The organism is Pseudomonas sp. BN102, from assembly GCF_029871245.1.
Lineage (GTDB): Bacteria > Pseudomonadota > Gammaproteobacteria > Pseudomonadales > Pseudomonadaceae > Metapseudomonas.
Genome location: NZ_SSON01000066.1, coordinates 28,045 through 47,897 on the forward strand (window position 1 = coordinate 28,045; position 19,853 = coordinate 47,897).

General features: G+C 57.4%; 21 protein-coding genes and 3 pseudogenes. 9 read left to right on the forward strand and 15 right to left on the reverse strand.

Features of this window, described 5'->3' with window-relative positions; all coding sequences use genetic code 11:
- From E8F12_RS14450 to E8F12_RS14470, 5 genes are read left to right on the forward strand one after another with little or no spacing between them, the layout of a single operon-like run.
- On the forward strand, positions 1-1,812 hold the full coding sequence (locus E8F12_RS14450) for a DUF1998 domain-containing protein (protein ID WP_280325944.1): 1,812 nt from the start codon (positions 1-3) through the stop codon (positions 1,810-1,812).
- Between the two features lie 28 nt (positions 1,813-1,840).
- Positions 1,841-3,022, forward strand: coding sequence for an ATP-binding domain-containing protein (locus E8F12_RS14455; RefSeq protein ID WP_280325945.1), 1,182 nt, complete (start codon positions 1,841-1,843; stop codon positions 3,020-3,022).
- 43 nt (positions 3,023-3,065) lie between these two features.
- Positions 3,066-4,706: a hypothetical protein gene (locus tag E8F12_RS14460; protein WP_280325946.1), complete on the forward strand. Its 1,641-nt coding sequence runs from the start codon at positions 3,066-3,068 to the stop codon at positions 4,704-4,706.
- Positions 4,707-4,765: 59 nt separating this feature from the next.
- Positions 4,766-6,406 (forward strand): hypothetical protein, encoded by a 1,641-nt coding sequence (locus E8F12_RS14465; protein ID WP_280325947.1) that lies wholly within the window; start codon positions 4,766-4,768, stop codon positions 6,404-6,406.
- A gap of 24 nt (positions 6,407-6,430) precedes the next feature.
- The gene (locus E8F12_RS14470; protein ID WP_280325948.1) at positions 6,431-8,206 is read left to right on the forward strand and encodes a hypothetical protein; all 1,776 of its coding nucleotides are present in this window, start codon (positions 6,431-6,433) and stop codon (positions 8,204-8,206) included.
- A gap of 236 nt (positions 8,207-8,442) precedes the next feature.
- On the opposite strand, the pseudogene E8F12_RS14475 reads toward E8F12_RS14470, so the two are convergent.
- From E8F12_RS14475 to E8F12_RS14495, 5 genes and pseudogenes are all read right to left on the reverse strand, one after another.
- Positions 8,443-8,634 (reverse strand): annotated as a pseudogene (locus E8F12_RS14475) (DDE-type integrase/transposase/recombinase); the annotation flags it as partial.
- A gap of 339 nt (positions 8,635-8,973) precedes the next feature.
- Positions 8,974-9,192 (reverse strand): annotated as a pseudogene (locus tag E8F12_RS14480) (site-specific integrase); the annotation flags it as partial.
- On the reverse strand, positions 9,174-9,377 hold the full coding sequence (locus tag E8F12_RS14485; RefSeq protein WP_280325949.1) for a hypothetical protein: 204 nt from the start codon (positions 9,375-9,377) through the stop codon (positions 9,174-9,176). The gene E8F12_RS14485 and the pseudogene E8F12_RS14480, both read right to left, overlap by 19 nt.
- A 588-nt stretch (positions 9,378-9,965) precedes the next feature.
- Complete coding sequence (locus E8F12_RS14490; protein ID WP_280325950.1) at positions 9,966-10,250, reverse strand: hypothetical protein; 285 nt, start codon at positions 10,248-10,250, stop codon at positions 9,966-9,968.
- Positions 10,251-10,264: 14 nt separating this feature from the next.
- On the reverse strand, positions 10,265-10,687 hold the full coding sequence (locus tag E8F12_RS14495) for a hypothetical protein (protein ID WP_280325951.1): 423 nt from the start codon (positions 10,685-10,687) through the stop codon (positions 10,265-10,267).
- Positions 10,688-10,748: 61 nt separating this feature from the next.
- Between E8F12_RS14495 and E8F12_RS14500 the strand changes: the two genes are divergently transcribed.
- Positions 10,749-10,988, forward strand: a complete 240-nt coding sequence (locus E8F12_RS14500; RefSeq protein WP_280325952.1) for a hypothetical protein — start codon at positions 10,749-10,751, stop codon at positions 10,986-10,988.
- Between the two features lie 86 nt (positions 10,989-11,074).
- Positions 11,075-11,377 (forward strand): hypothetical protein, encoded by a 303-nt coding sequence (locus E8F12_RS14505; protein WP_280325953.1) that lies wholly within the window; start codon positions 11,075-11,077, stop codon positions 11,375-11,377.
- A 53-nt stretch (positions 11,378-11,430) separates the two neighbouring features.
- Here the strand turns inward: E8F12_RS14505 and E8F12_RS14510 are convergent, their stop codons facing one another.
- Positions 11,431-11,976 (reverse strand): hypothetical protein, encoded by a 546-nt coding sequence (locus E8F12_RS14510; RefSeq protein WP_280325954.1) that lies wholly within the window; start codon positions 11,974-11,976, stop codon positions 11,431-11,433.
- 72 nt (positions 11,977-12,048) lie between these two features.
- A complete protein-coding gene (locus E8F12_RS14515; RefSeq protein ID WP_280325955.1) occupies positions 12,049-12,495 on the reverse strand; it encodes a nuclear transport factor 2 family protein in 447 nt (148 codons plus the stop codon).
- 151 nt (positions 12,496-12,646) lie between these two features.
- Here E8F12_RS14515 and E8F12_RS14520 point away from each other — a divergent pair, with 151 nt between their 5' ends.
- Positions 12,647-12,877: a hypothetical protein gene (locus E8F12_RS14520; RefSeq protein ID WP_280325956.1), complete on the forward strand. Its 231-nt coding sequence runs from the start codon at positions 12,647-12,649 to the stop codon at positions 12,875-12,877.
- Here E8F12_RS14520 and E8F12_RS14525 read toward each other — a convergent pair.
- The 6 genes and pseudogenes from E8F12_RS14525 to E8F12_RS14550 form a co-directional block, all read right to left on the reverse strand.
- Positions 12,874-13,029, reverse strand: a pseudogene (locus E8F12_RS14525) (DNA cytosine methyltransferase); the annotation flags it as partial. The gene E8F12_RS14520 and the pseudogene E8F12_RS14525 overlap by 4 nt on opposite strands.
- 1,286 nt (positions 13,030-14,315) lie before the next feature.
- Positions 14,316-14,657, reverse strand: coding sequence for a hypothetical protein (locus E8F12_RS14530; RefSeq protein ID WP_280325957.1), 342 nt, complete (start codon positions 14,655-14,657; stop codon positions 14,316-14,318).
- Positions 14,658-14,712: 55 nt separating this feature from the next.
- Positions 14,713-14,958, reverse strand: coding sequence for a hypothetical protein (locus tag E8F12_RS14535; RefSeq protein ID WP_280325958.1), 246 nt, complete (start codon positions 14,956-14,958; stop codon positions 14,713-14,715).
- Positions 14,959-15,096: 138 nt separating this feature from the next.
- Positions 15,097-15,303 (reverse strand): hypothetical protein, encoded by a 207-nt coding sequence (locus E8F12_RS14540; protein WP_280288951.1) that lies wholly within the window; start codon positions 15,301-15,303, stop codon positions 15,097-15,099.
- 54 nt (positions 15,304-15,357) lie between these two features.
- Positions 15,358-15,600 carry a hypothetical protein gene (locus tag E8F12_RS14545; protein WP_280325959.1) on the reverse strand — a complete coding sequence of 81 codons (243 nt, stop codon included), beginning with the start codon at positions 15,598-15,600 and terminating at the stop codon, positions 15,358-15,360.
- Between the two features lie 249 nt (positions 15,601-15,849).
- On the reverse strand, positions 15,850-16,131 hold the full coding sequence (locus E8F12_RS14550) for a hypothetical protein (RefSeq protein WP_280325960.1): 282 nt from the start codon (positions 16,129-16,131) through the stop codon (positions 15,850-15,852).
- A gap of 361 nt (positions 16,132-16,492) precedes the next feature.
- Here E8F12_RS14550 and E8F12_RS14555 point away from each other — a divergent pair, with 361 nt between their 5' ends.
- The gene (locus E8F12_RS14555; protein WP_280325961.1) at positions 16,493-16,837 is read left to right on the forward strand and encodes a hypothetical protein; all 345 of its coding nucleotides are present in this window, start codon (positions 16,493-16,495) and stop codon (positions 16,835-16,837) included.
- Positions 16,838-17,051: 214 nt separating this feature from the next.
- Here E8F12_RS14555 and E8F12_RS14560 read toward each other — a convergent pair whose 3' ends face one another.
- Both E8F12_RS14560 and E8F12_RS14565 read right to left on the reverse strand, forming a co-directional pair.
- A complete protein-coding gene (locus E8F12_RS14560; protein WP_280288955.1) occupies positions 17,052-17,450 on the reverse strand; it encodes a DoxX family protein in 399 nt (132 codons plus the stop codon).
- A gap of 437 nt (positions 17,451-17,887) precedes the next feature.
- A protein-coding gene (locus E8F12_RS14565) for an IS3 family transposase (RefSeq protein WP_280325962.1) occupies positions 17,888-19,110 on the reverse strand; the annotation gives its coding sequence in 2 pieces (ribosomal slippage) (positions 17,888-18,765 and positions 18,765-19,110; 1,224 coding nt in all).
- Positions 19,111-19,853 lie beyond the last annotated feature (743 nt).

Consider the following 19,853-nt stretch of genomic DNA (forward strand, 5'->3'; position numbering starts at 1 on the left):
ATGTCAAGTAGGCGAGTCGTTCGTCAGGGGCAGCTTATTAGCCCATTTGGGGTGGGTGCCATCATCGACATCGGTTCGGAGTCCTTTGTGATGGCTGATATCAGTCGTTGGTCTTCGGATGGAATGCGCCAGATCACGGATAGTAATCTAGAAGTAAAGCTTAAGAGGCCAATAAAGGCGCCGATCGCAAAAGACGGTGTGAGGTCGGTTGCTATTCATCGTTTTCCTCGTTGGTATTTCTGTCCTCGATGCCGGTTGATGCGTTTTGTTACGGGGGTCGATGATGTCAGCAATGATTATAAAATCCCTACTTGCGCAGACCGAAAGTGTGGTGGTGAATTAACGCCGATGGGGTTCGTGGCGGCGTGCAAGCATGGACACATGTCGGAAGTTGACTGGCATTGGTGGGCGCATTCATCTAGATCTGCAGATGAGGGGAAATGCAGCCGACAAGGTGCAAGGATGTGGTTCGAAACAACTGGGCAGGCCGGAGGCGACTGGTCTGCCGTTTCTGTGCGATGTGGATGTGGGGCGAGAAGAGATTTTACTGGTCTGGTTCAGGTGGAGGCGCCGTATGGTATGCGATGCAGAGGGGGGCAGCCCTGGCAAATCGAACATCCGCAATGTAATCAGCCATTGTGGGTAAATAGGCGTGCCGCCAGTAATCTGCACTTCCCGCGCACAATATCAGCGCTGGACTTGCTGCATGCTAATAGCACTGAAAGAGATCTTGGGCTGAAAGAGGTCTGGAGAACAAGTTTGAGCTGGTCTGGGCTCAAGGCGTTGTCCTCTGCCGGAGTTCCAATTGCCTTGATACTTCAAAGTGCTGAGTCGGCTGTTGTCTCGATTGCTGATAAATATGGTTGTGATCTGGTGGTGGTTCGAGAAGCCTTGGTGGCGGCTCTGGCGGTTGATGAGATTGAAGTGGTAGCAGAAGATGAGGATTTTTCTGATGTACAGGCCGAAATTCTTGACGAGGAATGGCGAACTTTGTCGGGAGTTCATGATGTGGAGACGGACTCTTTAATAATTAAGCGTACAAAAAGACCACCTGAATGGCCTGATGAGCTGTTGAGAACAATAGGGTCTATATCGTTGGTCAAGCGACTGCGTGAAGTGCGAGCAATATTGGGGTTTAGGCGAATATCTCCGGACGAAGAAAGTCCTGTAATTCCGGTAGATCTTGGCGTTCGCCCCTCCGGTTGGTATCCAGGAGTAGAGGCTTGGGGGGAGGGAGTTTTCATTCAACTGGATGCTGATGCTGTCAGGTCTTGGGAGCAGCGAGTTGTCAAGGCCGATTCGCAGCGACTTAAGGCTCTGGCAGATAAGGCTGCAGGCTTTGGGTGGAAACCAGCAATGGCTAGTCCTCGTTTCCTACTATTGCATTCGTTTGCCCATGCAGTGTTGCGAAGGCTGTCGTTTGATGCAGGATACTCTGCGTCTTCGATACGAGAGCGAATCTATGCTGGTCCATCTGGCTCGACGACTTGTGGGATTCTGCTGTACACCGCCGATGGTGATTCTGAAGGATCACTCGGCGGATTGGTCCGAATGGGAGAGCCTGAGAGGCTAGGGGTTCTCCTGCAGGCGGCGCTTCTGGATATTGCTTGGTGTTCGGCTGATCCTGTTTGCAAGGAAAGCGAACATCAAGGGCTGGGTGGGATGAGCGCTGCATCTTGCCATGCCTGTATGCTTGTTTCGGAAACAAGCTGTGCGTTTAATAACTGCTTGCTAGACAGGAGAACATTGGTCGAGCTGGGAGGGATTGAGCCATTCTTTAGACTCGATGATTTTTTGATGCATGAGCTTTAGGGGGGGCAGTCTCATGAGGTTCCCAAAGTTGACTGATCTCGATGCAGAGCAAAAAGAGATCTATCATGGTGCTCCGCCGACAGACTCTATTCTGGTTGTCGGCCCGCCTGGCACGGGAAAGACAGTCATGGCTTTTCATCGTGCGGCGTTTCTTCAAGTTCTTGCTAATAAAAAGAAAGACAAGAGTCTTGTTCCTCGCGTCATTATGTATAGCAAGGTGCTTTCAAATTACACAAGTGCGAGGGAGGATGTCGCTAGTGGTGTTGAAACATCTACTATGCATGCGTGGGTTTACGAATGGTGGAGGGGGATTTTTCGGCGTAAGCCACCGTTCTTGCCTGAGGATCGCTGGAGGTACGATTGGACAGGGATGTTGGTTCAGGTCGCGAAAGAGACTAATTGGAAGGGGAGGGGCGGGCATTGGGGGCACTTGATAATTGATGAGGGGCAAGATTTTCCTAAGGAAATGTATTCGGCTCTCTGTATGATGTCAGGTTTGTTAAATGGAGGGGCTTCTGCAGCTCGTCCCACGGTTACTGTTTTTGCAGATGAGAATCAGCGTCTTTCGGCTGACAAAAACTCGGCCGTTAATGACATCAAGGATGCGTTGTCGCTTAAGGATGATCGAGTCTATAGCTTGCGTAAGAACTATCGCAATTCTAGGCAGATCGCGGAGTTTGCAAGGCATTATTTTGTAGGGCTCCCGTCCGGGGTTCCCGATCTCCCTGAAAGGGTTGGTAGGTCGAAACCTCGCGTTGTTATTACATCTGAATTGGAGGTTGTGCGTAGCAGAATTGCTGTCTATGTTGCGAACAATCCTGGGTTGGAGGTCGGGGTTTTATGCTCGGGTAACGCAGTAAGGCGGCGGATTTTCAATAGCTTATCATCCCGTGTTGGTGGGAAGGGGATTGTTGTCCAGACTTATTCAAGTGGCGATGATGGGCATCTTGCTGAGAGTTTGATATTTGATATAGGTGGATGTGTCACGGTTCTCAATTTTCAGAGCGCAAAAGGGTTGGAGTTTGATGCGGTTTTCCTCGTAAACCCATTCGCTGATCAGGGGGGCGCAGGCGATCAGTATGCAAGTATGCAGCTCTATGTCATGGCATCTCGGGCAAGAGATTACTTGGAATTGCTGGTTATGAATCAACCCCCTAACTTAGCGGAACGGCTTCCGGATAAAAAACTTTATGAGCAAATCACGGAATAAAATCACCTTGCGGTGGTTCGTTTCGGTCCACCAGGATCGCCTTATGCAAGCATTCGCAAGAGGCTTCTTGGCTACTGATAACTCCTATGAAGTATTCGTTGCGGAGTCTAGAGTCAGTCATGAAGCGCTGAGTGATGCAAGCCAGGGGTTAAGCTGGGGAGAGGTGGTTCTGGTTGAGGTTGATATTAAAGGCCATGCTCATGAGGGTGGGCGGGCCTATTTTCTTCAGCCAATTCTACTTAGCGATTGTGTGGCATGTTGGTTGCGCTCAAGAGATGCTGCCGTGGAGCTTGAGGCTAGGCTTGAGACTTTTGAAGATACGGTGGTGAATGCTTTGGAGTTGAAGGTGGACCCTGCCCTATTCCCCGAAAATGACAAGGTAGGAGTCGCTAACACAGAGAAGACACTTCCTTTATTCTCAGAGGGGAGAGGGGCTGCCAACGAGATTGCTGGAGAAGAGCTTGCTGCCAAAGCCGAAGCGGAAATTCAACGCGTAGAAGCATCGACTTTGGAGAAGTTGGCTGGTGCTGTCTCGCTGCTTTCCTGGAAGATAATGCGAACTGGGCGCCCGCTCGAGCAACTGAGGAGACTATTAGATATTCCTGCAGGGCAAGGAAGCGGGGTGGTGAGGTTCGCCAGCCAAATGTATTCCGTACTGAGACCTCACGAGATCAGTTCCGAGGATTGCCGAATATTTATTGCTGCCGCATCGATGCTGGGCGAACTGGATCCACGCAAAGGGTTTGATGTGGAGCATTTCGTTAGTGAGATCTCAAGACATCTAGCAACCGAAGTTGATGGCTCGCCAGAAATAAAAATATTTTCGGAAACCGTTCAAAAGGTCTTGGATAACCGTATCGAGTTGAGCAGCTCGAAGATAGACGATAGTGGACGGATTGCCCAGCGGGCACTAATGATCTTTCTCTTGGCGCCGGCTCCTGAGCAGATGATGCGATGGATTGGTGCGAGGCCTGATGTCGGCGAGTCTGTTTCGATCTTGGCGTTTGCGCTATCCGGATTTTATTGCGGTCTGGGAGGAATTCCTGCGAGCACCAAGGCGATAAGCAGGCAGGCATTCCTTGGTGCCACAGCAGTGGGATGGAATATTGCCGTTGGTGAAGCTGTTCCTGTTCGCGTGCAACGTGAATGGGGGCCGTTGGCAGAAGAGCATGAGCAGCTTGTGGTCTCTGGCTTAACCCTCGCGGACGTTGTCAAGCCGGCGTCGCGATCTCTAGCGGAGGTATTAGGCCGGCTCAAGGAGAGAGGGTATGAAGTCGAGATCAACCCTGGCGACGGTCGCATCGATGTTTCTTTCGATGTAGCGGGAGAGGCATCAAAGCTAAGGGTCCATGTTGGGCCGTCGGCATTTCGAGTGCCTCCAGATGATGTTGTCAGGTTGACCTATCGTACTCGGCAAGCCGGAAAAGGAGCGCTGCAGCGTCAGTTACTTGAGAAGATTCTGAGCGGTGTCACGTACCCAGTTATAGCCAGCACAGGAGAGTCTGCTGGCGAGGTTGGGCTTACTCTTGAGCTTGGACTTGACCTTGATTTAGACCTTGGGCGAAAGATGTTGTCGAACGCGGCTCAGGAGCTCGAGCTTGTTGCTTTTGATGAGGCAAGTGTGCGGAAGAGAGCTGGAGGGACGGCAAAGCGAAAGTCGGGTGACCCATCGGGCGTTTCTTAAGCATTCCTGTTGAGTGCGCGTGAGATTGAGGTATCAACATCCTCAACCCGCAAAGCGTTATGCCCGAGGACTACCCCTTCGTTACCTTCCCAGACTTGAAGCGTAAGGAACGGGTCGAGTTCGGCGAGTACCGCAAGCAGGTGCGGGTGATTGCGGAGTATGAGCAGCTTGTCGCTGAGTTTTCCGGTCGTTCTACGTCGCAATGTATTGGCAGGGAGTGTGAGGCTGAGATGAACGCCCGAGGGAAAAACGAGATGGATCCAGTCAAGGCGCAGATGCGGGCCATCGCTGCAGCCACTTCGCTGGTCGAACTGGACAAGATCCTCACCCAGAGCATGGCCCAACTGCAGATTCAGGCTCTTCTTAAAGAGGATGGGTTGGGCCAGGTCCTCGCGCGAGTCGAAGAGCTGGCGCAGCTTGAGGACGATGATGTAGCCAGCTTGCAGATGTTGGCTGTGCTGGGGCGGCTTGCCGCTGTTGCTAGGGGGCGAGAGGGTACGGTAAACCAAACTGTTGTGGCTCTGGCCCCTGAGGATGATTTGCCTAGCCTTGAAATTCTGGGCAGTGACGACAAGGCCTATGCCGCGCAATGCCTGCTACAGCTGGATACGCCTTGGTTGAATGAATATGCGCTACGCGAGTCTGTGGTGCTGGATACCGCCGAGAAGCCCAGAAAGTTGCTGATCGAATTACTGTTGAAGCGCTTTGCTAGCATTGCCGAGGCTTGGTCTGCACATGCCGAGGTGCTGGAGTTGTTGGGGGGAATCAGCAATCCCGAGTCGCGTCTGCGCCGCGCGCGCCGCATCAGCAGGGCCTGGTTGGATGTGCTGCGAGGTGGTTCGTTCGAGCCGGGCGGACAATCTGGAATGGCGCTGAGCGAGTGGGTAGCGGCGCTGCTGCAGGGGGACAATAAGGATGTCGATGAGAGCCTGTTGTTCAGCATCGTGGACGATGCTTTCGACCTCCTGCTGCGGTTGATCGAGCTGCGCTTTTCTCATGCCATGCTTTCGGACACTTATCAGGTAATAGCGCGGACTCGCAGCCTGCTTGGCCGTGCCCGCTGGATCGAATTTATCGGTCACTCGCGTAGCCGCGAGGCGGTCAATTTGTGCCTACGTGAGGCCGCGTTGGTACTGGCCCGCCAGAGCAAGACCGACAAGGCGCTGATGGATGTGATGCAGTCGCTGTATCAGTCGAAGGCGCAGCTGATGAAGGATCTGGCTCGTCACTTTGCTGAAGCACAGGAGCTCGATCCGGAAGTGCGCCAGTGGTGGGTCAATGCCGGTGTGGTCGCTGGCAGCTCACGTACGGTGGTGCACAAAGTAGGTATTTCCGAGGACCAAATGATCGGGGAGCTGCTGATCGAGGTGCTCAACACCCAGCCATTTATGGAAGCCTTGAGGGATGCGGTGGCGCCATTGCTTGAGATCAGTGACCCGATTTCGGCGGAGAAGGTAACGGGGGCCGCTGCCGGTTATGCCGATATCGCCCGCAATGCCCTGATGCTGGCGCGTATGCGTCGTTTGAGCAAAACCACACTCAAGGGCGAAGTCGTCGAGTTCAACCCTTTGCAGCATGAGTTACTGAGCGACGTTCGACAGGGTGTTCGCTTGGTCAAGGTGGTTCGCGATGGTATTCAGAAGGACTTTGGCGGCAGCATCAAGACGCTGATTAAGCCGCGGGTGGAGCCGCACAACTGATTACATAGAACAAGGAGGGTCATGATGGAACGTATTGAAGCTCGAATTCTGTTGAAAAACCTGCTTCGGCGTATCAAACCGTTGGAGTCTCAGCAGTTCGAGTTGCCAGGGGTTCTGACGGAAGGCGAGCTTGACGCGCTGAAGTATGCCTATGCGTTACTTGAAGACTCTTCGCAGGTAGCTTTGGATCAGCCCGGTGTGCTAGCCGGCAATATGCGTGATGCTCACGCGACCTCGGTCATCATCCCCGAAGCCGAAGCCGAAGCCGAAGCCGAAGCCGAAGCCGAAGCCGAAGCCGAAGCCGAAGCCGAACTGGGCGGTTTGGCGGTGGGCGCCGAGGAGGAGGCAGCCGGTAGGAGCATCGAGCTCGATCTGAGCGTGTTCGCATTGCCCGAAGCTCCAGATGATGCTCGGCTGTGCCTGGACTTCGGTACGGCCATGTCCAAGGCAACGCTGGTGATCGATGCAGGTGATTACGAGGAGATTCATGTCCTCGATCTCGGTATTCCGGGCGATCAGCCGGAGGTCAGTGAAACCATGCTGATCTCCTCCGTTTATATCGATAACAATGGAAAATTGAGGTTTGGTAAGAGCGCCGTGGACTTTTCTCTAGAGGAAGGCGGCGAAGGCGAGCGCATGCGGGTCGACAACGTCAAGCGCTATCTTTCCGAGGATGCGTTGCATAGCTCCGTGCCTGTGGCCTACAACCCCACCGGCATTGTCATTGCGTTCGGCGATCTGCTTTTGGCATATCTCACGTTCATGACCTGGGTGGTCAGTGAGTGCCTGGCCAGCCACGATATGCCGCGCAATCTCAAACGCCGTTTTGCCATGCCCTGCTTCGAGCAGGAGAAGAGCCGTGCGGTGGCTGCTCGGCTTCGCGTGCTGCTTGGTGAGGCTCAGGTGCTGGCTGACACCTTTGGCGAGCGTCTGCAGCGCGGCTTGCCTCTGGAGGAGTTCGTTGCTGCAGTGCAATTGCTGAAGGCCGAACGGCGAAACTATGCGTTCGTCACGGAAAACCTCACTGAGCCACTGGGTGTCGCCAATGCTCTGTTGAGTAGTGCAGGTAGCACCAACAGCCTGACCTTGGTAGTGGACGTGGGGGCAGGAACCAGTGACATGAGCTTGTACCGGTTGCAGTCCAATCCGAATACGCCGGTTCGTCAGGCTGTGGAGGTAAACGGCTCGGCTCGGGGTATCACCAGAGCGGGCAACTACCTCGATCAGGCACTGATTCACCTGTTGCTGAATAAGGCGGGTATTGGCAGTGATCACCCTAGGAACGCGAATATCCAGCGTGATCTTTCTCTGCGTATGCGCGATTACAAGGAAGCGCTGTTTAATGATGGCTTCCTGACTGTCCGCTTGCTCGACGGTGAGCTTGTTGAGGTGACGCTGCAGGAGTTCATGGAGCTGAAGACAGTCCTAAAGTTTGCAGAGGATCTAGAGCAATGTCTCCGGGAAGTGCTGGCCAATGTTGACGCTAGCTGGATTCAGGTAGCCCAAAGGAGCGGCGGTTTGGCAGTGGTGCTGACTGGTGGTGGAGCAAAACTGCCAATGGTGAAGGCACTGGCGAGCGGACATATTGAGGTCAGTGGTCAGTCAGTACGCCGCATCCATGCTCCTGATTTCCCGCTATGGCTTAGGGAGGAATATCCGGAGCTGGAGGATGACTTCCCACGCATCGCTGTGTCCCTGGGCGGCGCTCGCAAGAGCCTGATCGCACTGCATGGCAAGGCGCGCGTCACTGCGGGGGATGTGCCTGGGAGGCCGGTGCTAACAGGGTTCTATAGCCGATAACTTGTTTTTCAGAGGTTGAATTTCTTATCTCTAGCCCGGCCTTAATCGCAAGGAGCGCTCTGTCGATTTCAACCCTCATCACAATGCGGCCCCCATTTTTGCAGCCGTTGAGCAGTGGAAGCAGAGCTGTCTGCTCGACGGCCAGGCGCTCTTCGCTGTCGGCCTGCGCTGGACCAGTGATCTGCTGGGCGAGCTGCATAAGCGTTTCATTGACAGCCCCGATGAGGCCTCGGCGGGAGCATCTGCTTTGGTTGGCGGAGCTTTTCGTAGGCCATGTCGAGGGCTTCAATCACCAGCTCGGCATCCGGCTTGGCCGAGCACGCCCAGCCGATCGTTCGTCGCGTATGACGATCCAGCACCGATGCTAGGTAATGCCAGTGACCTTGCGCCCGGACATAGGTGATATCAACACACCAGACCTGATTGGGATGTCTACCCAGCAAGTAAGCCGTGAGTCTGCGACTTCATCGGCCACGATTTATAAGTGCTATAAGCGACCTCGTAGGCAGACGGCGTCAATCTAGTCAGGGACTTTTGCGGGAAATCGCTGAAAACCGTCAGGTTGCGTAGGACATCGGTTGCAGCGAGCGCCCTAGATGATGCTAGTAAAATCAGTGAGTTACGAGGTCGACCACTGGCATGGGTGCAAGGGGTCGAGTGTTCGAATCACTCCGTCCCGACCATATTCTTCAATGACATAGCCACCTTCGGGTGGCTTTGTTATTTCTGGGTCAGTGACTTTTCAAGTGACTACGCCCTTGTTTCAACTATCCCTGCCTCCTTTTCAGCATTGTCAGCGTCGGAGCGCGACTGTCAGTTACTGAAACTCTGTTGGCCGCATCAATCAGTTAGTCCAACTCAGCCGCCGAGTAGTGGCTGGTGATGCTGCCGTTCTTGTGGCCCAATAAGGCCTTCCGATCCTCTCCAGTTACATCCGCTGCCCTGAGCCGTCTGCCAAACGTGTGCTTCAGGTCGTGGATTCGCAGGTCCCGTCGGCCGGGTAGATGCCCTGGTCGCGGGCTGGCGCGCCGATGGGCGGCTTCAGTCCGAGGACTTCCACCGCGTACTGGATGCAGTCGTGATGCCGGTTAGGCTTGGGCAGGCAGATCACCAGGTCGCCCTGACGAACGGCCACGCCGATGATGTGGTTAGGCTGGGTTTCGTCAGACATGCGAAACCTCACTCCGAGCTGGTGGGGTAGGTGGGGAAGGAGTGTGAGCGTCTGAGGGCTCAATCAGCCAGCGTGTGATCATTGGACAGGGTGATGGCGTGCTACTAGTGTCCAAGCGATTGCAACAAGGGCCGGTTGTGCGGAGCAGCAGCCATGAGAATCCGAAGTGCGGCAGTGCACTTACTTCTGGTGGCCAGTCCTCTCATGGCCGGATCAAATGAAGAGTACATAGCGGAGGCCGAAGCGCAGCTACAGCCAGCGCTAGTGCCTGGAACTCCGATCACGGAGGTGAGGGCGTTCCTGGAGAAGCAAGGCCTCAGGTACTCGGTGGCCTCACAGGAGGAATGCCTAAGAAACTTCCAGCGTCAGAAATCCCCACCGCCGGCTCCATGTCTCGGTGGAGGTTTCTTGCATATTCGCGTGCCCGTAGAGAAGGGCTTTAGCCTGAGCTTATTTATTGAGAGCGGCGTGCATTTCGATCTTCTTTTTAATGGTGAGCACAACCTAGAGCAGTATCTGGTCCGCGTGGCCCACTCGGGACCATGACTCCAATCCACCGCATCATGGTCTTCTTGCAAATCAGGTCGCTCATGGCTGTTGCTCCAATGGCCGGAAGTCGGCGAAGTACCTGACGATCTTTCCGCTGCAAACCATGACGCCAGGGCTGGCGCAGCGGCCCATGTACTTGTGGGCGTCACGAAGAAGGGATTCGAGGGTGGCGATGCGGTTGGCGGCCAGTTCGGCTTCGATGCGCTGCTGGGCGGGGGGATACGTCGCGGCCCATGCTGGTTCTCCTTCCTTGGCGAACAGGTAGTCGATGAACTCGGCGGCGCTGGGCAGCAGGTCGCTCGAGCGGAAGACCGGGAGGCGCATCTCGTCGGCCCGGGCTATCTCGGCCAGGGTGCGGGCTGAGCGGTCCCTGCCCTAAGCACCACGGCATTGCAGCGCTCCATCAGCTCCATGGTTCCGCGCAGCCAGAAGGCATCGCCCAGGTCGGGCAGGTCGGCGTCCATGTGGGCGGAGTTCATGTGCGGGCAGAGCGGGAACCAGCCCAGGGTGCAGGCGTAGAGCGCCAGGCGCCGGGCGGCCTCGACGTTCGCGGCAATGGCTTCCCTGTCCGGCCCGCGGTAGGCCTGCAGGTTGTCGAATATCTGGTCGCTCACGAGGTCGACGTCTTCCAGGTCAAATTCGTCGTCCTGATAGCTGCAGTACTCGCAGAAAACCTTGAAAGCGCCTTCCGGTGAGTAAGCGGCCACGATGTCGCATTCGCCTACCTGGTAGGCCTTCAGGGTCTGGTTTTCTGTGGGCATGTGGAGTCCTTTGCCCTATGAAGTGGCTACAGTTAGGCATTGGGTGCAGAGGAGTGGCGATATGAAATGCGTGAACTGCTTGTGCGAGGCGCAGCAGATTCCTTCCGAACTCGATGGCGTTGAGATCAACTGCCCCCATTGCGGTCATTTTGGTGTCTCGGCGAGCGTTCTGAGGCAAAGGCTTGACCGACCTTTTGACGTCGAGAAAACCAGGGTATTTCTCCATAACTGGCGCGATATCAATCCTGGGCGGCTCCCTGTGATCAATAGCGAGAACGTGATTTGGGCGCCGTCGGCCTAGTGCGTTGGCTAGTTGCCTGATGGCGCACTGGAATGAAGTGGGGGACTTGTGGGCGGCTCGGCATTGAGCCGAGTCAAGGAGAAGGAATGAAACGTCTGCTCGCTTTGTTGTTCGCGGCAGTTGCGCCAGGTTTATCGAGCGCTGGTCAGTTGGTCGACCGGCAGTACCCTGGACCATGGAGGTACGAGTTCAATAATCAGATCACTCGAGCACTGGCCGCTGCTGACGTCTCTGGGTGTGGCATTTACCGGTATCGCGCGAGCCGAAATAGTAGCCGCGAGTTTCTCGTCCACTGCTCCAACGACAATAAGAATTGGACCGCCTATATGGTTTGGCCGAACCTCGACAAGGTACTTGGTCCGTATCAGCCTGATCCTTCTCTCCCGTAACCTCCCGGCCATTCCACTGCGCAAGGATGGTGGCCGGGTAGTCATGCTGCTGCTCACCGGGTGCGCCCGGCCTTGGCCTCTTTCATGGTAGGCCGCCATTCGCCCTCTACCTCGCGATAGACGCCGAAGAAATCGGTGCAGCGGTACATCCGGTATTCGCGATCGCAGTAGCCGCCGCGCTGTTCGTACATCGGTACCTTGGCGCCGAGCAGTAACTCGGAGAATTTCAGGTCGTAGGCCAGAAACTCGTCGTACCGGGTCTTCTTCGGCGGTTCCGGCAGCTTTGCGAGCGCGAACCCGCGCCCCTTGTCGGTGACGTAGTACGCCACGTCGGACGGGTCGCAGAATTCCGGCGCCGGCCGGCTGCTCATCAGCTCGGCCGAGACCAGGGTTTCGAGGTCGTCATTCGCCTCGTCGCCCCCTGCGCCCACGCAAATGCTGGCGCGAAGATTGAGGTTTCTACCGATAGAGCCTGGAAGGTTCGTGGTTTCATCAAGGAAGAAGGCCGCCACGTATCGAAGCGTGTGAAGATTGAGAAGGGCGGAAAGGCCTTCATCTGGGAGTGAATCACACCACCCTGCAATGCCACGACTGCGCATGGGCCACCCCGTCGATGATCTCCGTTCCGGTGATCACCAGGGCGAGGGTGGCGCTTTTGCGCAAGGTGCTTATCAGCGAGAGGCGGCTCCATTCAAGTGGCAGCTCAGGTCGCCCACCATATCCAGCATCGAGTAGTCCCGAAATGAGAAGCGCCAAACGCCGTCGATGCGCTCGAATGCGTCGTGATACCGACCTGTAGCGATAGGCTGGAGTTGGAGGCCGTCAGTGCCCTGCAGGACTGTGTAGTACGACCTTGCTGTGGCGCGGCCTGATTTCTCATTGACTTCGATGATCGGGTTGGTGACAAGGTGCTTTGTGCGCGGTGTTCCGCAGGAATAGATCTTTACCTGTTCACGAAAGATTCGCAGGAGCTCGATGCCCCCGACCGCCGCATTGCCGTCCTGCAATTTGAACTGAGCATGCCGGAAGAGCTCGGCGACACCTTCCAGGTCCCCGCCATCCAGTAGCTCTGCGTACCGATACAGCAGGTTGGCGATCTCCGTTGCGCTGTTGTTCATGCATGCCTCCTTGTCCGTTGGCTGAAAGCACCAACTTAGAAGGTCGGAGGTGCCCCAGGCTTCGTCTTGGCGGACTAAGGATTGTCCGCGGGTGGCGCACTACAGGATGCTGTGCCTAACTCTCTTGTCCCTATTCCTGGAGGATCAGAGCATGGCGGAAACTTACTGGCAGAAAGCCGAGCGGCTCGCGCACGAGGCAGCCAAAGCGTTCAACGCAGTTGAGGATTTCCTCAGTTCTGGCCCCGACTTGAGCGATGACGATGTAAGGGTCGACTATTGGGAGCTCCAGAGCGCTGCGATCGTGGCTGCCGAGACATTCAAGGAGCACTACGAGCATTCGTTGACCGGTGCCAGCGGTGGCGGGTTGGACGCCGACGACTAAGCGGCTTCCAGCAACGCCTCGATCATCTTCTGCCCAGCTACCGGCGGCATGGCATTGCCGGCCATGTGCACCGTGAGCCGGTGGTTGTCCGGCCGCAGGGTGTCCCTTGGGAAGGAAATGGCAGCCAGGCACTCGTCGGCGGTGAACAGTCGATCGCTTTGATCTTGCTGCTGATTCCTTGGAGTCATTGAAGATGTCGAGCTGGGCCTTGGCGGATTCGGCCTGGCCGTGGGGGAGGGGCCAGGGCTGCGTGAAGAACTCCACCATCTCGTCATCGGAGAGGTCGGTCACGTCGATCCAGTCGGGGTGCTTCTGCTTCCAGATGTTCGGATGCAGCCAGCGCGCCTCCTTGCCGAGGCTGGAATAGAACCGGAATCCTTCTCGCCAAGCTGCCCCAGGATGAACGCCAGGTCCAGGAGGACGAGAAGGCAGGGCTGTTCGAGTACTGGGAGCAGCACCTGGAGAATGCGAAGGTCGACACAGGCCGCATCTGGGCCGGGAAGGACAAGCGCAAGGCAAAGTGGAAAGACTGGGCGTACTAGCAAATCGACGCGCTGCATCCTCCGGAGTACCAGAGCCTGGTGAAGCGCGAGCTGGCGCGGATGGGCTGAAAGAGAACCGCGGCGGGTACGGGGACGCGCCGCGGTTCGTGGAGGCGGCCTGCGGGCTGTTACAGGGAACCCCGTACCGTGGTACCTGCACCGGGCTTCGCGATAAGCCGCCTCACACCTATTCCGAGGGGCACAGCTGCAAAATTGTTCAGGACCTTTCGTCGGCCGCCAGGTTTCTCTGCTTCCTTGGGGGCGCACGAGCAGATCGATGCGAGAGCTGGCGCGGATGGGGTAAAACGACGAACCGCGACGATCGTTGAGATGCGCCGCGGTCCGGAGAGACAGTGGTCAGTGAGCTGTTGCAGGGGCCCCAGACTTAGTCTGATGATTCCAGCAGTGGAACTTCGCTGATCGCTGCCTCTCACCTATTTCGATCACTGCTACGGCGGAATCGTTCGATGCCCTTCGTCGGGAACAGCGGACGAAGGGGCGCCAGCAAGGTCCGACTTACAACGGCAACGTAGAACCTAGAGCTTTCACCAAGCAGAGTGAGGATCGCGACCGACAAGAGATAGCCTCTGACCCGCGGCCTGGAGGACGTATGAGGAAAAGACTTCAGCAGCGACTCCAGCACCAGGTATCAAGGACACTTCCGGGGTTTGTCGTCAGGTGCGAGTTTTCTTCTACACATGTGATCGATATCTTCATAAACAATCACGCAACCCACGAAGCAATGTGGATTACTGGTGTGAAGCTGGGGTCGCTACTCGGCCCTGGCGCACTCGATGCGCTGGTCGACCAACTCATGTTTGAAGTCATGGCCGTAGCTACCCCTGAGCTGGACAAGACCCCGCCCGATCGGGAATAGGGCCGTGTGCAGGTGCTGATTAGCGGTTCTCTTTCCGGTTGCCCAGGGCCTGGAGGGTCGCAGACAGCTTCTCGGCGATATCCCTGGTTATCCGCGCCACGGCGCTCTCGGGCGGGACCGGTGACTCGTCGCTGAGCAGCAGGAACTCCTCCGTGATCTGCTCGCACATCCTCTTCAATTTTTCCGGGGTGTCCCACAATTCAGGGGCAGGCGCTGGCAGCGTAATAGCTTGTTGAGTGGACAGGTTTATGAACTGCAGGTTGATCGCCCCCTCAGGCTGCCGCGTGACGATGCATCGGTAGCCGGGCATTCCCTCTTCGAACAGCTGCTCGATATCGCGATTCTCAGTGTTGGTGCTCATCTAGGACTCCTCCCGGACCTAAGTTTGGTTGGAAGCTTGAGTCCTTATGCCGCGCTCAGCACTCTGCCGAACTGAACCACGGCCGGCCGCGTTCGTCGATCTGCCTCAGCTTGCTCAGCGCATCCTCGGCCGCCTCAATGGCGTCCGAGCGGCGTATGAAGTAGGAACGGTCGTAGACCTGATGGAGGTGCGGCTCGGCCTCGCTATCGCGCGGCTGGATGGCGACGAAGGCCAGCACGTGGTCTCCATTGATGCGGGTTTCGGTCCAGGCGGAATGCCCTGGGAAGTCTCGTCGGTGCATGGCGGCCTCTGGCAGGTGCGTGTCAGTTGGACAATATCCAATATGGCCCAGCCAACCAAAGTCGGTTCAGGAACTGACGAAGGGCCAGAAGCAAAAAAGCCCGCTCATTGGCGGGCTGTGGCAACGTGGCCTCGGCAGCTAAGAGTCAGCCATAAGGTCCACAATGGCTTCGTTGATGAAACTGGCGTTGGCTTCCAAGGATTCCAGTCGTTTGCAGATCAGCGCTGACGCGTCAGGAGAGCCGCAGTGATCGACCCAGATTGCCAGCTCCGCGAGGGCGGCACCGAGCATGATCTGGTTCATGTAGATGCGCTGGATAAGGACGGGAAGAACGTCTTTGGTCATGGTGACCTCGTGACTATGCTTGCGCTGAGTAATGCATCGGCGGGCGCCGGTAAATCAACATTCTGTCGAGCTGAATAACGGCGTGTCGTGGGCGTCGAACCTCAGTATTTTGCTGAGCGCCCGCTCAGCGGCCGCAATCGCCTCTGAGAGGCGAGCGAAACTGATTCCGTCGTAGACCAGATGGAAAAGCAGTTCCGAGTCAGCTGCGCGCGATTTGACTGCAACGAATGCCAGGGCGTGATCACCGTTCATGCAAGCCTCACTCCATGCAACGTGCTCGGGGAAGTCTCGTTTCATGGTGGCCTCGGCCTGAAGGTGTTTGTGGGTAGATATTCACTATCTACCCTCCTGTCCGCAATTGCTTGAATTTATCGATAAAGCTGACCAAGGGTCTCTGGTGCGTGGGGGAGGGGGCCGAGCTGGCAGTATAAGAGCCGGCCGAAGAGCCAGCACCGTTCTGAGCGCCCACAAAAAAGCCCGCTCTATGGCGGGTTTCTCGGCCGGAGAAGAAAGGCAAGCAGTTAGGGATGGCTACAGTTCAGCTCCTCATTCCGGCTCGCTCCTCCACGTGGCCACGGTCGCCTGCCCGTATTGTGCGACCCAGGCCCGATAGGTCGGGCTTCTGCCGGCCCGCACCCGGATGGCGCGGCCGGTATTCGGGTTGCGGTATGTACGCAGTGGCTGGGGCGTCGGGCCGGTTACGCCGCGGTGCGGGAGATCCCGGTCCAGAATCTGGAGCAGCTGTGTGCGGCTGACTTGGTATTCATCCATCAGCGCTTGAGCGGCAACGAGGAATCGACGGTCATTTTCCGATAGCAGGGGCATCATCGGCATCCTCCTAAAAACGCTGCTGCAGCCCTTCATCGAACTGCAGCAGCTAGGGGAAACGCACTTATGAGCAAGCTCAGGATAGCCCAGGTATCAGACATGAGCGCCACAATGCCCTCGCCGATGAAGTCGGCGTTGGCCTGGCGGGTATCGAGGTGGCGGTGGACCGCTTCGCTGGTTTCCGTCGAGCCGCGCTGCTCGATCCAGATGGCCAGCTCTTCGACGGCCCTTTTGCCAAAGATGAATCGCTCCGCCGACTTTGCCGACGGGGGCGCTGTAGGGGCGTTGCACGTGGTCACTCATGGCGGGGTATGATCGGATGCATCCGATACCCGGTAATCACCACTTGGAGGGCGCAGGCATGGTCATCAAGCAATCCAAAGAGTTCGAAGTTATTGTCCACGCGGTCTTTGGCCGTCTGCTGGAGAGCTTCCCGGTTCCTGTGCGTCTCGATGCCGCAGTGGCGGGCTACGAGGTCGCCGCGAACGAACCCGTCGAATGCAGTGGCTTATCTGAAAACGCGGAGCACAAGCCGAGCAACGAGGAGTTCCTGTTCGCCTCCAGCGTGCGCTGGCTGGCTGCCGAGGGGTACATCCGGATCAACCAGGAGTACTACACCTGCTTTGACGGCGTGACCCTGACGGAGAAAGGCCTGGCGGTTCTGAGTGCCACCCCGCCTTGCCTTGGAAAAGCCTTCTACGCCTGATTTCTGAGGCCGCTGAAACCAGCGGCCTTTCCGACGGAAAGGGGGACAGATTCAAATCTGTCCCCCTTTTTTGTGGATGGGGCAGGCACTCGCGGCAGACTCCTGGCCGGCTTGTGATGGAAAGCACTTCGAGGGGGCTCCAGCAGGAAAAGCCCCCAGCTCTCCGACGTTTGGCAGGACTTGCCTAAGCCCAATCGCTGCCTGGTTGGCCTCGTCACTGCCGACGGTCAAGGCTCCAGGCGCCACCACCGGCGGCAGCCAGGTACAGAAAAATGAAGCAGAACAGGATCGCCGGCTCACCGCCATTCAGCAGCGGGATCAGCCCCTTGGGGGCATGTCCGATGAAATAGGCAAACGCCATTTCGCCGGACAGGATAAAGGCCACCGGGCGCGTGAACAGACCGAGCACCAACAGCAGTCCGCCGACCACTTCCAGCAGACCGGCGAAGCCGATCAGGGAAAACAGGCTCAACTCATCGAAAAACGCGACATGCGGGAATCCGAACAACTTGGCGGTGCCATGCTGGAGGAACAGGAAGGCCGTGATGATCCGTAGCACACTGAGCAGGCGCGGGGACCAAAGCGTATCGAGCTGGGCAATGAGGGCAGACATCAACTGATCTCCTGAGCGAGGTTGAGCGCTGGACGCCACTCAGGAAAGCCGTAGCGCACTGCGCACGAGCAATTGTAGTCGCCCAGCGGTGGATGCATCTCTGCATCGAGCGCCAAGCAATCACCGATACTTTTGCGTGTTCAAGCCTTGTAAATCATCAGCTCATACGAGTGATGGTGGAGTTTTGCCCGCACTTGCCCCACCGTGGGTGCGCCATGGGCACCGCTCGCGGGATCAGCCCCTGCGCCTCGCTCAACCCGTGGTGCGCGCGGCGCACCCTACCTGGTCAGCGCCGTCGCTATAGCCAGACAACTTGAGTCGTATGTAGTCGCCCAGCGGTGGATGCATCTCTGCATCGAGCGCCAAGCAATCACCGATACTTTTGCGTGTTCAAGCCTTGTGGACTTGCCCCTATCAGACCGGACACCGGCACCCCGTTAAGTTGACGTGGTTGCCAGGCGCCTGAACTCCCGAGGTGAGCGGTAGCTCAGTGCGCTGTGCGGATGTTCCTCGTTGTAATGTTCGAAGGCGATGGCCAGGTTGCGCAGGGCCGTCACTCGATCCGGCTTGGGCATGTGGCGGATATAGTCGCGCTTCATGGTCTTCACGAAGCTCTCCGCCATGCCGTTGCTCTGTGGGCTGCACACCGGAGTGGTCAGCGGCAGCAGGCCGATCTGCCGGGCAAAGGCCCGGGTCTGTTCGGCGGTATAGGCCGAGCCGTTATCGCTCAGCCACTGCACCGGCGCCGCCGGCAGCTCGTGACCGAAGCGTTGCTCGACGGCCTCCAGCATCACGTCGCGGACATCGTCGCCACTGTAGCCGTGTGGGCTGGCCACCCAGCTGATGGCCTCGCGGTCGCAGCAGTCCAGGGCGAAGGTCACGCGCAGTTTGTCGCCATCCTCGCAGCGGAACTCGAAGCCATCCGAACACCAGCGGGTGTTGCTTGTATCCACGGCGACACGACCTTCGTGACGCCGCGCCACACCCGGCCGCTTGCGCCGCCGCTCCAGCAACAGATCGTGGTCACGCATGACACGGTAAACCCGCTTCACGTTGACCGGTGGCAGGGCCTGTTGCTCATGCTGTCGACGCAGCAGACCCCAGACCCGACGATAGCCATAGCTGGGCAACGCGCCGACTGCCTGCTGGATCTGCTCGACCAGGGCCACATCGTTGAACGCCCGGCGCCGACGAGGCCGCAGCCCTGGAGCGGGTTGTTTGAGTCGAGCCGTCAATTGCGAGCGCGCCACACCGAGACTCTCACTGACCGCCTTCACTGGTCGTCCCCCGGCAACAAGGGTGAGTGCGCAATCCATTTTCGCGAGCGGGCGATCTCCACCGCTTCCTTGAGGATCTCGGCCTCCATGGTCTTCTTGCCCAGCATCCGTTGCAGTTCGCGGATCTGCTTGAGGGCATCGGCCAACTCGGAGGCGGGCACCACCGCTTCACCGGCACTGACCGCCGAGAGACTGCCGTCCTGATAGAGCTTGCGCCAGTGGAACAGTTGGTTGGGGTTGATGCCGTTGCGCCGGGCCACCACCGAGACGCTTTGCCCGGGCTCGAGACTCTCGCGCACCATGGCCAGTTTCTCCTCGACGCTCCAGCGGCGGCGCCGCTCCTGGCCGAGCACTTCGATGGTTTTGTCTTTGCTGGTAGTCATAAACACAGTCGTTTGCCTATCCCTTATGGTAAGGGGGAAACGGTGTCCTGTGCTTCAAGGGGCTCGTTCACCTTGTAAATCATCAGCTCATACGAGTGATGGTGGAGTTTTGCCCGCACTTGCCCCACCGTAGGGTGCGCCATGCGCACCGCTCGCGGGATCAGCCGCTGCGCCTCGCTCATCCCGTGGTGCGCGCGGCGCACCCTACCTGGTCAGCTCTGTCGCTCTAGCCAGACAACTTGAGTCGTATGTAGTCGGCCAGCGGTGGATGCAGCTCTGCATCGAGCGCCAAGCAATCACCGATACTTTTGAGCGTTCAAGCCTTGTAAATCATCAACTCATACGAGTGACGGTGGAGTTTTTGCCCGCACTTGCCCCACCGTAGGGTGCGCCATGCGCACCGATCGCAAGATCAGCCCCTGCGCCTCGCTCAACCCGTGGTGCGCGCGGCGCACCCTACCTGGTCAGCTCCGTCGCTCTAGCCAGACAACTTGAGTCGTATGTAGTCGCCCAGCGGTGGATGCAGCTCTGCATCGAGCGCCAAGCAATCACCGATGCCGGTGCGCGTTCAAGCCTTGTAAATCATCAACTCATACGAGTGACGGTGGAGTTTTTTGCCCGCACTTGCCCCACCGTAGGGTGCGCCATGCGCACCGATCGCAAGATCAGCCCCGGCGCCTCGCTCAACCCGTGGTGCGCACGGCGCACCCTACCTGGTCAGCTCCGTCGCTCTAGCCAGACAA

Bases quoted from the DNA above. Each gene is read 5' to 3' on its own strand.
- E8F12_RS14450 (WP_280325944.1), top strand. From the start codon at position 1: ATGTCAAGTAGGCGAGTCGTTCGTCAGGGGCAGCTTATTAGCCCATTT.
- E8F12_RS14460 (WP_280325946.1), top strand. From the start codon at position 3,066: ATGCAAGCATTCGCAAGAGGCTTCTTGGCTACTGATAACTCCTATGAA.
- E8F12_RS14465 (WP_280325947.1), top strand. From the start codon at position 4,766: ATGCCCGAGGACTACCCCTTCGTTACCTTCCCAGACTTGAAGCGTAAG.
- E8F12_RS14470 (WP_280325948.1), top strand. From the start codon at position 6,431: ATGGAACGTATTGAAGCTCGAATTCTGTTGAAAAACCTGCTTCGGCGT.
- E8F12_RS14485 (WP_280325949.1), bottom strand. From the start codon at position 9,377: ATGTCTGACGAAACCCAGCCTAACCACATCATCGGCGTGGCCGTTCGT.
- E8F12_RS14490 (WP_280325950.1), bottom strand. From the start codon at position 10,250: ATGCGCCTCCCGGTCTTCCGCTCGAGCGACCTGCTGCCCAGCGCCGCC.
- E8F12_RS14495 (WP_280325951.1), bottom strand. From the start codon at position 10,687: ATGCCCACAGAAAACCAGACCCTGAAGGCCTACCAGGTAGGCGAATGC.
- E8F12_RS14500 (WP_280325952.1), top strand. From the start codon at position 10,749: ATGAAATGCGTGAACTGCTTGTGCGAGGCGCAGCAGATTCCTTCCGAA.
- E8F12_RS14505 (WP_280325953.1), top strand. From the start codon at position 11,075: ATGAAACGTCTGCTCGCTTTGTTGTTCGCGGCAGTTGCGCCAGGTTTA.
- E8F12_RS14510 (WP_280325954.1), bottom strand. From the start codon at position 11,976: ATGCGCAGTCGTGGCATTGCAGGGTGGTGTGATTCACTCCCAGATGAA.
- E8F12_RS14515 (WP_280325955.1), bottom strand. From the start codon at position 12,495: ATGAACAACAGCGCAACGGAGATCGCCAACCTGCTGTATCGGTACGCA.
- E8F12_RS14520 (WP_280325956.1), top strand. From the start codon at position 12,647: ATGGCGGAAACTTACTGGCAGAAAGCCGAGCGGCTCGCGCACGAGGCA.
- E8F12_RS14530 (WP_280325957.1), bottom strand. From the start codon at position 14,657: ATGAGCACCAACACTGAGAATCGCGATATCGAGCAGCTGTTCGAAGAG.
- E8F12_RS14535 (WP_280325958.1), bottom strand. From the start codon at position 14,958: ATGCACCGACGAGACTTCCCAGGGCATTCCGCCTGGACCGAAACCCGC.
- E8F12_RS14540 (WP_280288951.1), bottom strand. From the start codon at position 15,303: ATGACCAAAGACGTTCTTCCCGTCCTTATCCAGCGCATCTACATGAAC.
- E8F12_RS14545 (WP_280325959.1), bottom strand. From the start codon at position 15,600: ATGAAACGAGACTTCCCCGAGCACGTTGCATGGAGTGAGGCTTGCATG.
- E8F12_RS14550 (WP_280325960.1), bottom strand. From the start codon at position 16,131: ATGATGCCCCTGCTATCGGAAAATGACCGTCGATTCCTCGTTGCCGCT.
- E8F12_RS14555 (WP_280325961.1), top strand. From the start codon at position 16,493: ATGGTCATCAAGCAATCCAAAGAGTTCGAAGTTATTGTCCACGCGGTC.
- E8F12_RS14560 (WP_280288955.1), bottom strand. From the start codon at position 17,450: ATGTCTGCCCTCATTGCCCAGCTCGATACGCTTTGGTCCCCGCGCCTG.